This window comes from Microbacterium proteolyticum (assembly GCF_029639405.1).
Classification (GTDB): Bacteria; Actinomycetota; Actinomycetes; order Actinomycetales; family Microbacteriaceae; genus Microbacterium.
Map to the genome: position 1 here is coordinate 1283813 of NZ_CP121274.1, position 12230 is coordinate 1296042.

The following is a 12230-nucleotide window of genomic DNA, read 5'->3' on the forward strand; positions in this document are numbered from 1 at the left end:
AGGCTGCGCGAATCGCCGAGGTTGCGCGGAGGCGGTGGGGCGCGGCATCCGCCCGGTCACTCCGCGACGTGGACGACCTCGCGGTTGCGCCAGTGGCCGATCGCGCTGAGCACGACGCCGACGAGCGCCCACGCCGCCAGCACGAGCCAGGGCTGGGTCGTGTCGGCTGCGGGGAAGTAGCTCAGGTCGCGGATGAGGGTCGCCGAGGCGCCGGGCACGAAGAACTGGCCGACGCCGCCCCACGGTGCCGCGAGGAACTGGACCGGCATGCTCGCCGCCGACAGGGGATTGCCGATCAGCATCGTCGTCACGGCGCCGACCGCGATGCCCGGAGGGCCGATCAGCGCGTTCAGCCCGACGATGAACGACGCGGTCCCGAGCATGGCGAGAGTGACCCCCGCCGCGAGGGGGAGAGCGTCGCCGGGCAGGATGCCGAACCAGGTGTGCGCGATGAGGGTGACGGCGGTTCCGGCCACGACCGCGTAGACGACCAGGGCGGTGATCCGTCGGGCCACCCCCGTCACCAGGAGCGAGATCAGGATGCCGCCGACCAGGCCGCCCAGGACGAGGGGGAAGCCGATCGCGACGATGCCCGCACCGTTCGGGTCGGCGTCGACGAGGGGCACGACGTCGGTGACGGTGACCGTGACGGCCAGGGGGTTCTGCCCCACCGCGGCCAGCTGCGCGGACACCTGCGCCTGCAGGCCCTGCGCCACGCCCCGGAGCGCCGTCGCCACGGCCGGGCCGGCCGCCGTCGCGACGACGACCTCGGGTTGCGCGCCCGTCACGATCGCGCCGTAGACCTCCCGTCGCTCGATCGCGTCGATCGCGGCATCCCTGCTGTCGTAGGTCGTCGGCGCGAAGACGCCGTCGGCGTTCTCCGCCAGGCCGTCCTCGACCTGGGTGACGGATGCCGCATCGCCGACGACGGCGAGCTGGATGTTCTTCGCGGATGCCGTGGCCACCGGCCACAGGAAGGCGAGCACGATCAGCGTGACGGCGACCGCCGCGCCGACGGCGATGGCGAGAGAGCGGGCCCAGTGCGTGGGCGGATCGACGCGGGCGGACATGACGGCCTCCAAAGAGAATGAGCGTTCTGGGTGCGACTATACAGAACGGGTACTCTGTTTGCATGCCGAGACTCACGGAAGCGTCCTCGCAGGCCCGCCGCGACGAGATTGTGAGCGCCGCCATCCGGGTCATGGAGCGGAAAGGTCTCGCCCGGACAGCCATCGCCGACATCTCGGCGGAGTCCGGATTGTCGACCGGGTCGATCTACTCGCACTTCGAGAGCAAGGCGCAGATCGCCCTCTACGCCGCCAACGCCGTGATCGGGGCGCGCGAAGCGCACATCGCGGCTGCAGGCGGGGAGCCGCGCTCGCCGTGGGACCTCGTGGCGGGCTTCCTCCGCGGGTTCGACGACGACGGCACCCCCGCCTCGGTCGTCCTGCAGATGTGGGCGGAAGCAGCGGTCGACCCCGAGATGAAGCAGCTGATCACCCACATCGTGAGGCGCATCCGGCGCGCCTACGAGGAGGCCCTCGGTCCGTGGGTGGCCGAGCATCCCGGCACGGATGCCACGGACCTCAGCCTCCACATGGTCGCGCTCGCGCAGGGATACATCGTGCAGCGCGCGTTCGGCGTGAAGGCGACGTTCGAGGAGTACTCCGTCGGTCTGCGCGCGGTGCTCGGGGGCGACTCCGCGGCGTGAGCCGGCGGCGGCGCTGGCTCAGCGATTCGCGCTAACTCCGTCGCGTTGCCCGGATTCGGGCTGAGGCGCTGCGGATCACTGAGGCTGCGCCGGGCCCCGGGCAGCTCGACCCCGGATGCCAGGGACCACCGTCACGGCAGGTGCCGCGGCACCACCCGTCGCAGGCGCTCGACGAGGGTGGCATCCATGAATCCGTAGTCGTCCGGGATGCCGAGCACGACCACGCGCGTGTCGCGCAGCTGCGGCGCGAACCGGCGCGACAGCTCGCGCTTGTGCGTCGGCTCCATGACGAGGATGAGGTCGGCCCACGCGATGTCTTCGGGGGTCGCGACCTCCTCGGCGTCGGGCTTCAGGCCGACCGAGGCGACCTCGATCCCCGGCCAGTCGCGGAAGACCGCCTCCGCCGTCGGACTGCGGAGGCGGTTGCGCGAGCACACGAACAGAACGTGCAGCGGCGGCATCCGGTCAGGCGGTCCTGGCCACCCGCACGCGCAGGCTCTTCATCAGCGGCTGGTCGCTCTGGCGGCTGTAGTCGTCGGGGCCGAGCAGCACGTTCATCTCGGGGAAGTACCCGGCGGCGCTGCCGCGCGGGGTGTCGTACTCCAGCGCCCGGAACGCCGTGATGCTGCGCACCGACCCGTCGCGCGAGGTGGCCACGATGTCGACGAGGTCGCCCTCGGCGATGCCGCGGTCGCGCATGTCTCTGCGGTTCATGAAGATGAGCTCGCGGATGTTGCGGACACCGCGGTAGCGGTCGTCGGCCGAGTAGATCGTGGTGTTCCACTGGTCGTGCGAGCGCATGGTCTGGAGCACCAGCACGTCGGAGTCGGCGGGGATGACGTCGGGCAGCTCGGCGGTGGAGAACTCGGCCTTGCCCGAGGGCGTGCGGAAGTCGCGCTCGCGCGCCGGCTGCGGGATGCGGAAGCCCCAGTGCTGGCGGACGAGTTCGTTGAAGCCCTCGAACCCGGGCAGCACCTTCGCCATGGTGTCGCGGATGCGGTCGTAGTCGCCGACGTACCATTCCCACGGCGTTCTCGAGTCGGGCATCGCGGCGCGGGCGAGGCGCGCGATGATCGCCGGCTCGCTGAGCAGGTGCGGCGAGGCGGGCTTGCGCGACCCGAGCGAGAGCATGACGGAGCTCATGGCATCCTCGGTCGAGATCGACTGCGGACCCGACTCCTGCTCGTCGCGCTCGGTGCGGCCGAGGCACGGGAGGATGAGCGCCGCTTTGCCGTGGGTGAGGTGGCTGCGGTTGAGCTTCGTGCTGACGTGGACCGTGAGTTCGCAGCGGCTCATGCCCTCGGCGGTGAGCTTCGTGTCGGGAGCGGCCCGCACGAAGTTGCCGCCCATGCCGACGAACACCCTGAGGTCGCCGCGGTGGAGGGCCGCGACGGTGTGCACGGTGTCGAGTCCGGGATCGCGGGGCGATTGGATGCCGCAGACCTCGTCGAGCTTCGCGAGCCACTCCTCCGTCGGCTTGTGGTTGATCCCGCACGTGCGGTTGCCCTGCACGTTGCTGTGGCCGCGCACGGGCGAGGGTCCGGTGCCGAGGCGGCCGACGTTGCCGCGGAGCAGCAGGAGGTTGACGATCTCACGGACCGTGTCGACGCCGTGCTCGTGCTGGCTGACGCCGAGGCACCAGCTGATGACGGTGCGCTCCGACGCGAGGTAGATGTCGGCAGCGGCCCGGATCTCGGTCTCGGTCAGGCCCGCCTGCGTGACGAGGGCGTCCCACGGCGTCGCCTCGACGAGCGCGCGGTAGGCCTCGTAGTCGTGCGTGTAGCCGTCGATGAACGCCTGGTCGAGCACCGACGGGTCGCGCTCGGCCGCCTCGAACACGACCTTGGCCATGCCGCGGATGAGGGCCAGGTCGCCGCCCGGGCGCACCTGGAGGTTGAGGGTGCTGGTGGGGTGATCGTGGAACGTGGCCATGTCGACGATCTCGTGCGGCACGATCGTGCGGGTGGCCGCGACCTCGCGGAGCGGATTCACGTGCACGACCTGCGCTCCGCGCTCGACGGCCTCGGCGAGGCTCGTGAGCATGCGCGGCGCGTTCGAGGCCGCGTTGACGCCGAGGACGAACAGCGCGTCGCAGTTCTGCCAGTCCTCGAGGTCGGCGGTGCCCTTGCCGGTGGCGAGGGAAGCCGTCAGCCCGCGGCCCGAGCCCTCGTGGCACATGTTCGAGCAGTCGGGAAGGTTGTTCGTGCCCAGCTCGCGCGCGAACAGCTGGTAGAGGAACGACGCCTCGTTGCTCAGGCGCCCCGAGGTGTAGAAAGCGGCCTGGTCGGGGCTGTCGAGACCCTGCAGGTGCTGGGCGATCAGGCGGAACGCGTCGTTCCACGAGATGGGCACGTAATGGTCGGTCGCGGCGTCGTACGCCATCGGACCGACGAGGCGACCGGCATCCTCGAGCGCGAAGTCCGTCCACTGCGACAGCTCGGTCACGGAGTGCTCGGCGAAGAACTCCTTGCCGACGCGCTTGTGCGTCATCTCCCACGTGACGTGCTTGATGCCGTTCTCGCAGATGTCGAGGGCGACGCCCTTGTCGTCAGGCCACGCGCACCCGGGGCAGTCGAAGCCGCTCTTCGGGTGGTTCATCGTGAACATGGCCTTGGTGCCGGCGATCGGCTGGCGCTGCTCGAGCAGGACCTTCCCGACCGTGAGCGCCGCGCCCCAGCCGGCGGCCGGGTGCTCGTACTCGCCGGTGCTCTCCCAATCGCCCGTGACGGCGGGGCCGAGGCCGCCCTGACGCGGTGCGTCCTTCATCAGCCCGAACGCGTCACCCATGTTCACCCTCCGATGGTTTCGGCGCCGAGTCGGTGGCATCCACACACCGTGCGCCTGCGGTCAGCGTACGCCGGAGCTTTCCGCGAGTGCGGGGGTTGTGGATGGAACGAGGATGCGATCCGGACGTGTGTAGAGATTCATGCTGCCGCCGCGGACGAATCCCGCGACGGTGAGTCCCGCGCGCTCGGCCAGTTCGATCGCGAGAGACGACGGCGCGGACACGGCGGACAGGATCGGGATGCCGGCCATCACGGCCTTCTGCACCAGCTCGAAGCTCACGCGGCCCGACACCTGCAGCACGGTTCCCCGCAGCGGCAGCCGGTCGTTGAGCAGGGCCCAGCCGACGACCTTGTCGACGGCGTTGTGTCGTCCGACGTCTTCCCGCACGACGAGCATCTCGCCGGTCGCGATGTCGAAGAGCGCCGCGGCGTGCAGTCCGCCGGTCTTCTCGAACACCTTCTGCCCCTCGCGGAGCCGGTCGGGGAAGCCCGCGAGATCGACGGCATCGACCCGGATGCCATCCTCTGACACGTCGTACGACGACACCTTCTCGACGGCCTCGATGGATGCCGTGCCGCACACGCCGCACGAACTCGTGGTGTAGAAGTTGCGGGCGATGTCGGGGGAGGGGAGCGTCACACCGGGAGCGAGCGTGAGGTCGAGGACGTTGTAGGTGTTGCCGTCGGCGCCGCCCGTGCCCGGTCCGCCGCAGTGGATCGCCCGCGCGAATTGGTCGCCGCGATGGAGGACGCCCTCCGACACGAGGAATCCGGCCGCGAGTTCGACGTCGTGCCCGGGCGTGCGCATCGTCACCGACAGCGGGGAACCGGCGACCCGGATCTCGAGCGGCTCCTCGACGGCGACCACGTCCGGCCGCTGCCGGTTCACGCCGTCCAGCGTGATGCGGGTGACGCGACGCGGAGCGGTCAGGCGGCCCATGTCAGGACCGGCCGCGCGAGGAGGGGGACATGGGTCGAGCGTACGCCCGGACGACGGGCGCGGGGCGGCGCCGGGGACCGCCGGAGCGGGGCGCCATACGGCGCCGAGGTGTCCGACCCGTGTGGTGGAATGGCAGCGAACGGATGGAGAGGACCGACATGTCGGCACGGGCGGGGCGCGCGCGCCGCGCGGCACGCGGGGTCTCCGCTGCCGTGGTCGCGACGTTGGTCGCGACCCTGTCGCACACCGTCGCCGCCGGCGAGCTCCCCTCCGTGCTCAACGTCGTCCTGGCCCTGAGTCTCGCGTCGCCCCTGTGCATCGCCCTCGTCGGACGCACGGTGTCGTGGTGGCGTCTGACGGCCGCGATCGCCGCCAGCCAGTTGCTGTTCCACTCGCTGCTGGCTCTCGACCTGAGCGGGGGCATCGCGACGGCCGGGCACCACGGCGAGGCGGTCGCGCTCGCCGAGGTCGCGGCATCCGGTCACGCCCACGGGCTCACGGGCACCGAGTCGCCCTGGATGTGGCTGGCGCACGCGTCCGCCGCGGGGGTCACGGTCCTCGCGCTCGGATCGGGGGAACGCGCGCTGCGCGCGGTCGCTGGGCTGCTGTCCGACACCTTCCGCGCGCTGGTGCCCCTGGCGGCACCGCGCCCGCTCGCGCTGCCCCGGGTGCGTCCCGAGCGGCCGCTGCTGACGGTCGGCATGACCGTCCTGTCGGTGATGAGGCATCGGGGTCCGCCGCTTCCGACGTAGAACCCTCCCACCTCCTCACCCCCCGCGTTCCGGCGTGCAATCACGCCTGCGCACATTCAGAAAGCAGCATTCATGTCCCGTTCCCTCTCGCGCGCCCTCGTGGGCGCGGCCGCCGGCCTCGCCCTCGCGCTGGGCGTGCCCCTCGCGGCATCCGCACACGTCACCGTCAACCCGAACACCGCCACTCCGGGCAGCTACGCCACGGTGAACTTCCGCGTTCCGACCGAGTCCGAGACGGCCTCGACCGTCAAGGTCGAGGTGACGCTCCCGACCGACACCCCGTTCACCGCCGTTCTCGTGCAGCCGGTGCCCGGCTGGACGGCGACCGTCGAGAAGGGTGCCTACCCCGCGCCCGTCGAGGTCGACGGCAACACCGTCAGCGACGGACCGCTGAAGATCGTCTGGCAGGCCGACCCCGGCGTGGGCATCGGCCAAGACCAGTTCCAGGTCTTCTCGGCCGTCCTCGGACCCGTGCCCGACACCGGACACGTCGTCCTCCCGGCCGTGCAGACGTACTCCGACGGCGAGGTCGTGAACTGGTCGGCGACTCCCGACGAGGTCGCCGCCGACGACACGCTCGAGCCCGCTCCCGTGCTGTACATCAACGACGCGCCCCCGACCACGGGTCACGGTGCGTCGCACGACACGTCGACCGCGGCACCCGCGGCCGACGGACACGACGACCACACCATGTCCGAGGCGTCGGCGTCGTCCACGGACGGTTCCGCGGGCGCGGCCCTGGGCCTCAGCATCGCCGCGCTCGTCATCGGCATCGGCGGCGCGGTGCTGGGCGCACTGGCGTTCGCCCGCCGTCCGAAGAAGGCCTGACCGTGCGCGCGCTCACGGCGCCCCGGCGTCGAGTCGGCGTCCTCAGCCTCGTCGTCGCCGCGGTCGCCGTGGGCGCCGCGTTCGGCGGGGCACAGGCCGCATCGGCCCACGACAGCCTCGTCTCGTCGACGCCCGCCGCCGATGCGACGGTGTCGACGGCATCCGATGTGGAGCTGACGTTCAGCGCCAACCTCCTCGGCGCCGACGGAGGGAACGAGGTGATCGTGGTCGGGCCCGACGCCCGTCACTACGAGACCGACTGCACCGCGCTCGCCGGTCCGACGCTGACCACCCCGGTCGAGCTCGGCGCCGCCGGCGAATACCAGGTGACGTGGCGGGCGGTGTCATCCGACGGGCACCCCGTGTCGGGAACCTACGCGTTCTCGTACGCGCCCGCCGCGGGAGAGCCGGTCGGCCAGGGCGCCGAGTCGTCGCCCTGCGCGAACGTCGCTTCGCAACAGGCGGAAGCGGCACCGGATGCCGCGGCGCCCGCGGCCGCACCCTCGGGGCTGGTGATCGGTCTGTCCGTCGGTGGCGTGGCGGTCATCGTGGTCGGTGTCGTCATCGCGCTGCTCCTGCGGCCGCGCCGGAAGGGTGACGCGGACACCGAGTGACGCGGGCGGGGAGGGGCTGCGGCCCCTCCCCGTTCTCAGCGCGTCGGCGAATCCAGGGTGCAGAGGTACCGCTGGGTCATGCGGCGCTGGACGAAACGGTTCACCGGCCACGCGAGGCGCGTGAACCAGCGGCCCGGACGCGAGAACGCCGTGATCGTGAAGGTCACCTCTCCCGAGGGGGCGAGGGTCAGTTCGAACCGTTCCTCGCCGCTCTCGGGGTGCCCGGGCAGTGAGCCGTAGGCGAAACCGGCGTGGTCGTCGTCGCGCTCCGCCCACACGACCAGACACGGGATGCCGAACGGCCCCAGCCGCATGTCGATCCGGGTTCCGACGCGCAGCGGCGTCTGCGACAACCGCACGGTCGCTCCCGCCCGCCGCTGCACCGCTCCGCACAGGAGCGCGTCGGCCGCCTGCTCGAACGCCACCCGGCCGCGACCGATCACGCGTTCCGCGCGCACGTGGTGATACCCCGGCGGCAGCCGCCCCGCCGTCGCCCCGATCTCGGGGTAGGTCAGGTCGCTCATGCCGCACACGGTACTCGCGCGCGGCCGTCGCGGGCGAGGCTTGCGAACAGGACCGGACCGGATGCCAGGACCCGCCGCCTACGCTGAGGGGATGCCTGTGATCGCGGTCTCCGCGCACCTCGCCGCGATCCTTTCCGCGGTCGTGCCGCTTCCGGCTGAGGAGCGACCCCTCGAGCACGCCCGCGGCCGAGTGCTGCGGCATCCGGTGCACGCGGCCGTCGACGTGCCGGGCTTCGACAACTCGGCCATGGACGGGTTCGCCGTGCGGGTCGACGACGTCGCGACCGTCCCCGTCACGCTCCGGGTGGTGGCCGACCTGCCGGCGGGGACGCCGCGGAACCCGACCCTGGGTCCTGGCGAAGCCGCGCGGATCATGACAGGCGCTCCCGTGCCGACGGATGCCACGGCCGTCGTCCCCTTCGAGGACACCCGTCTCGGCCTCGACGGGTCGCTGTCCGAGACCGAGGTGCTGATCGCCTCGCGCGGGCCCGGTGCCCACATCCGCCGGCGCGGGTCGGACACGCCCGCCGGCGCCGTGATCGCCCCCGCCGGAGTGCGGCTGACCGCCGCGCGGATCGCCGCGATCGCGGCATCCGGAACCGCGTCCGTCGAGATCGCCCGGGCGCCGAGGGTCGCCGTGATCTCGACCGGGTCGGAACTCGTCGCGCCCGGGATGCCGCTGCGGTACGGGCAGATCCCGGAGTCCAACAGCTACCTGCTCGCGGGTCTCGCCGAGGAGGCGGGGGCCGAGGTCGTGCTCCGCGCCAGCATCGCCGACGAGGGCGACGGGCCGCGGGCATCGATCGCCGAGGCCGAGCGGCTCGGAGCGGACGTCGTCGTGTTCTCGGGCGGGGTGAGCGCGGGCGCGTACGAGGTCGTGAAGAACAGCCTCGGCGACCTGCTGTCGTTCGTGCAGGTCGCGATGCAGCCCGCGCGGCCGCAGGGCTTCGGGCGCACTGCCGCGGGAACCCTCGTGTTCGGTCTGCCGGGCAACCCGGTGAGTGCGGCGGTGTCGTTCGAGGTGTTCGTCCGCCCCGCGCTGCGCGCCTTGGAGGGGGACTCCGGCGAGGACCGCACGGTCGTCCGACTGCCGCTCGCCGAGGGATGGCGGGTGCGCACCGACCGGGTGCAGTACGTTCCCGTGCGCCTCGACCGGACCGATCCCGCCGCGTGGCGCGCCGTGCCGCCCGTGCCGGGCACCCGCGGCTCCACCCGTGGCCTCGGCGACGCCGACGGCTACGCCGTGATCCCGCCGGGCGAGCGCGACCTCGAGCCCGGCGACCTCGTCGAGGTGCGGGTCGGATGAGCCTCGACGCGATCCTGCTCGCGGGAGGCCGGGCCGCCCGTGTCGGCGGAGCGCGGAAACCCCTGTTCCGGCTCGACGGAGAGACGCTCCTCGCCCGTGCCGTGGCCGCGGTGCGGGACGCGGGTGCGGAGCGCACCGTCGTCGCCGCGCCGGTCCTCGTGCCCGACCTCGACGTGATCTGGGTGCGCGAGGATCCGCCGTTCGGCGGTCCCGTCGCGGGGACCGTCGCGGCGCTCGGCGCGGTCGAGGCCGACGAGGTCCTGCTCCTCGCGTGCGACCTCGTCGACCCGGCGGCCGCGGTCGGCGCCCTTCCGCCGATCCCCGCCGACGCCGACGGCGTGTGTCTCGCCGAGGGCGGCCGACCCCAGTGGCTCACGGGCCGATACCGGACCGCGGCGCTCCGCACGGCGGCATCCACGATTCCCGGAGGCGGACGGGATGCCGCGATGCGGGCGCTTCTCTCGAGCCTGCGGATCGCGTTCGTCGACGCGCCCGCGGCGCTGTCGCGCGACATCGACACGTGGGACGATCTGACGGCGGTCGGAGGCTCGGCCGCGAGCGAGCCCGAGGAGGAGCCGTGACCGAATCCCGCACCCTGCCGCCCGAGGCGCTGAACGAGTGGAGCGCCGCGCTCGCCGAGCGCTTCGGCCTCGCCGAGGGCGATGTGCCCATCTCGCTGATCCTCGACCTGGCGCGCGACGTCGCGAACGGCGTGGCGCGGCCGGCCGCCCCGTTGAGCGCGTTCGTCGCGGGTCTCGTCGCGGGCCGTGCCGGGGGGACGCCCGCCGACACCGAGGCCGCGGTCGCCGCGGTGGTCGAACTCGCAAAGCGGTGGCACGCGGGCTGAGCGCCGGGCGGTGTCATCCACCGCCGATCACGTCCACTGCCAGACCGCCCGAGGCGCCCGCGAGGCGCGCATCGTTGGTCCAGAACGCGGTGCACCCCGCGCGCTGGGCGACGGCGAGGTGCAGCGCGTCCGCCGTCTGCAGTCCGCGGTGCCGCGCCCGAAGCCGAGCGGCGCGGAGATAGTCGTCATCGTCGACGGGGAGGAGCTCGAAGCGGTCGAGGGCGTCCCACATCTGCGCCTGTGGCAGCGCGTCTCCCTCTCGCATCGGGCCGACGAGAGCCTCGAGAATCACCAGCGGGCTCGTCGCGAGCGGCTCGTCGGAACCGGCGAGGGCTTCGCGGGCTCGGCTCCCGACGCCGTCGTCGCGCTCGACGGCGTAGATGACGAGACAGCTGTCGACGTAGATCACGCCCTGTTCTCGGCGATCACTGCCTCGATCTCATCGACCGGACGCGCCAGGTCAGGAGTCAGGGGGTTCTCCGCGAGCCATCGCGCGAAGGCGTTGCTCGCCCGTCGCGGCTCGGGGGCGATCGGCACGATCCGCGCGACAGGGATACCCCGTCGTGCGATCGTGACCTCGACGCCGGACTCGGCGTCGGCGATGAGCCGCGAGAGGTGGTTCCGGGCCTCCAGGACGTTGTACATCATGTCCGGCAACCTAGCCAGGTCCCTGGTGAGGACGAGCGCGAAGGCGGACGCTTTCACCTCCGGCCGCCCGAAACTTCACGGCCCGACGTACTCGCCGCGCGGACGCAGCCGCATCGCGGGCTCGGCGTACTCGGCGGCGATGTGGGCGATCCACCCGGCCGTCCGCCCGACGACGAAGACCGTGGCCGCGGTGTCCTCGGGAAGCCGGGCCGCCGAGGCGAGCGCCGCCAGCGCCAGGTCGACGTTCGGCGCGAGGCGGGCGCGGTCGGCGACGACCTCCTGCAGCCGGCGCACGGCATCCATCGTCCCCTCGCCGTCGGGCAGGGTGGCGAGAAGCGGGAACAGGGCGTCGGCCCGATCGTCGACGCCGTCGTAGAGCGGATGACCGAACCCCGGGATGCCGTTGCCCTCCTGCAGCGCCTCGGCCAGGGCCCGTTCCGGCTCCAGGCCGCGACGCACCCGGGCCATCAGGCGGGCGGTGCGGGTCGCTGCGGAGACGTGCAGGGGGGAATCGGCCGCGCCGAGCGCCGCGCTGACCGCGGCGTATCCGTCGGCGCGCGCGGAGGCCGCGACGCGCGCCGCGAAGGTCGACACCGCCAGATCGTGGTCGATGAGCAGCACGAGAGCGGCGTTGACGGCGGCGACGACCGGGTCTGACGGCGCGGGGATCCAGGCGGTGACGAGGGAGCGCGCGAGATCGGGGTGCGGGTGCCCGCCGAGGGCGACGGGGAGTCCGGTCAGGAGGGTCCATCCGATGCGATACGCCGTGTCAGGACTCGCCTCGCGGCGCAGCGGATCGTCGGCGGCGAAGCCCGTCAGGGCCGCGCGCAGGCGGTCCATCGGGCCCGTGTGGAGCGGCAGCGCCTGCACCATCGCGCGGGCGGAGCCGATCGCGGTGTCGGGTGCGTCGACGCGCTCGGCATCCCACAGCCAGGCGACGACCTCGGCGAACGGGCGGTCGATCAGGTCGCGGGCGCGGCGACCGCGGTAGAGGAGCTCGCCGTCCTCGATGTCGGCCACATCGGTGCGGATCACCCCGAGGGGGAGACCGGTCGTCGGGTGCGCGGGCGTCTGCGCGGCCGTGCGCCGACGCGCGGCGGCGAACGCCTCGACCTCGAGCGCGTCGAACGTCGAGCCGTGCGCGTCGCGGTCGCGCGCGAGCAGGCCGCGCGAGACGTAGGCGTACAGCGTCGCGGGCTTGACGCCGAGGCGGGAGGCGGCCTGTGCGGCGGTGAGACGGGGGAGGGAAGGGGGCACATTGATCCGATCAACGT

15 protein-coding genes are annotated in these 12230 nt (G+C 72.7%); 7 read left to right on the top strand and 8 right to left on the bottom strand.

From position 1 onward, the window contains the following. Positions 1-56: 56 nt before the first annotated feature. Positions 57-1070, bottom strand: coding sequence for a hypothetical protein (locus P8R59_RS06750; RefSeq protein WP_278103277.1), 1014 nt, complete (start codon positions 1068-1070; stop codon positions 57-59). A 62-nt stretch (positions 1071-1132) separates the two neighbouring features. On the opposite strand from P8R59_RS06750, the gene P8R59_RS06755 reads away from it, so the two are divergent. Continuing rightward, the gene (locus P8R59_RS06755) at positions 1133-1711 is read left to right on the top strand and encodes a TetR/AcrR family transcriptional regulator (protein WP_278103278.1); all 579 of its coding nucleotides are present in this window, start codon (positions 1133-1135) and stop codon (positions 1709-1711) included. Between the two features lie 131 nt (positions 1712-1842). On the opposite strand, the gene P8R59_RS06760 is transcribed toward P8R59_RS06755, so the two are convergent. The 3 genes from P8R59_RS06760 to fdhD are packed head-to-tail and all read right to left on the bottom strand — an operon-like array spanning position 1843 to position 5437. Then, positions 1843-2172, bottom strand: coding sequence for a low molecular weight protein tyrosine phosphatase family protein (locus P8R59_RS06760; protein WP_278103279.1), 330 nt, complete (start codon positions 2170-2172; stop codon positions 1843-1845). A gap of 4 nt (positions 2173-2176) precedes the next feature. Then, on the bottom strand, positions 2177-4498 hold the full coding sequence (locus P8R59_RS06765; protein ID WP_278103280.1) for an FdhF/YdeP family oxidoreductase: 2322 nt from the start codon (positions 4496-4498) through the stop codon (positions 2177-2179). 60 nt (positions 4499-4558) lie between these two features. After that, positions 4559-5437 (bottom strand): formate dehydrogenase accessory sulfurtransferase FdhD, encoded by an 879-nt coding sequence (gene fdhD / locus P8R59_RS06770; protein ID WP_077050979.1) that lies wholly within the window; start codon positions 5435-5437, stop codon positions 4559-4561. Positions 5438-5595: 158 nt separating this feature from the next. Here fdhD and P8R59_RS06775 point away from each other — a divergent pair, with 158 nt between their 5' ends. The 3 genes from P8R59_RS06775 to P8R59_RS06785 all read left to right on the top strand — a co-directional run bounded on the left by P8R59_RS06775 (position 5596) and on the right by P8R59_RS06785 (position 7631). Next, positions 5596-6189 carry a hypothetical protein gene (locus P8R59_RS06775; protein WP_278103281.1) on the top strand — a complete coding sequence of 198 codons (594 nt, stop codon included), beginning with the start codon at positions 5596-5598 and terminating at the stop codon, positions 6187-6189. Between the two features lie 72 nt (positions 6190-6261). Then, positions 6262-7017 carry a YcnI family copper-binding membrane protein gene (locus P8R59_RS06780; protein WP_077050978.1) on the top strand — a complete coding sequence of 252 codons (756 nt, stop codon included), beginning with the start codon at positions 6262-6264 and terminating at the stop codon, positions 7015-7017. 2 nt (positions 7018-7019) lie between these two features. Then, positions 7020-7631, top strand: a complete 612-nt coding sequence (locus tag P8R59_RS06785; RefSeq protein ID WP_278103282.1) for a copper resistance CopC family protein — start codon at positions 7020-7022, stop codon at positions 7629-7631. 35 nt (positions 7632-7666) lie between these two features. Here the strand turns inward: P8R59_RS06785 and P8R59_RS06790 are convergent, their stop codons facing one another. Next, positions 7667-8155, bottom strand: coding sequence for a DUF1990 family protein (locus tag P8R59_RS06790; RefSeq protein WP_278103283.1), 489 nt, complete (start codon positions 8153-8155; stop codon positions 7667-7669). 91 nt (positions 8156-8246) lie between these two features. Between P8R59_RS06790 and P8R59_RS06795 the strand changes: the two genes are divergently transcribed. Genes P8R59_RS06795 through P8R59_RS06805 form a run of 3 tightly spaced genes read left to right on the top strand, consistent with a single transcriptional unit; the run spans position 8247 to position 10308 of the window. After that, positions 8247-9461 carry a molybdopterin molybdotransferase MoeA gene (locus P8R59_RS06795; protein WP_278103284.1) on the top strand — a complete coding sequence of 405 codons (1215 nt, stop codon included), beginning with the start codon at positions 8247-8249 and terminating at the stop codon, positions 9459-9461. Beyond that, positions 9458-10042 (top strand): molybdenum cofactor guanylyltransferase, encoded by a 585-nt coding sequence (gene mobA / locus P8R59_RS06800; RefSeq protein WP_278103285.1) that lies wholly within the window; start codon positions 9458-9460, stop codon positions 10040-10042. Before P8R59_RS06795 ends, mobA begins: the two co-directional genes overlap by 4 nt. Then, entirely contained in the window at positions 10039-10308 is a 270-nt protein-coding gene (locus P8R59_RS06805) for a DUF6457 domain-containing protein (RefSeq protein ID WP_278103286.1), read from the top strand. Before mobA ends, P8R59_RS06805 begins: the two co-directional genes overlap by 4 nt. Before the next feature lie 13 nt (positions 10309-10321). Here the strand turns inward: P8R59_RS06805 and P8R59_RS06810 are convergent, their stop codons facing one another. The 3 genes from P8R59_RS06810 to P8R59_RS06820 all read right to left on the bottom strand — a co-directional run bounded on the left by P8R59_RS06810 (position 10322) and on the right by P8R59_RS06820 (position 12213). Then, on the bottom strand, positions 10322-10717 hold the full coding sequence (locus P8R59_RS06810; RefSeq protein WP_278103287.1) for a type II toxin-antitoxin system VapC family toxin: 396 nt from the start codon (positions 10715-10717) through the stop codon (positions 10322-10324). After that, positions 10714-10956 (bottom strand): type II toxin-antitoxin system Phd/YefM family antitoxin, encoded by a 243-nt coding sequence (locus tag P8R59_RS06815; protein ID WP_278103288.1) that lies wholly within the window; start codon positions 10954-10956, stop codon positions 10714-10716. Before P8R59_RS06815 ends, P8R59_RS06810 begins: the two co-directional genes overlap by 4 nt. 75 nt (positions 10957-11031) lie before the next feature. Next, on the bottom strand, positions 11032-12213 hold the full coding sequence (locus P8R59_RS06820) for a citrate/2-methylcitrate synthase (protein WP_278103289.1): 1182 nt from the start codon (positions 12211-12213) through the stop codon (positions 11032-11034). Positions 12214-12230 lie beyond the last annotated feature (17 nt).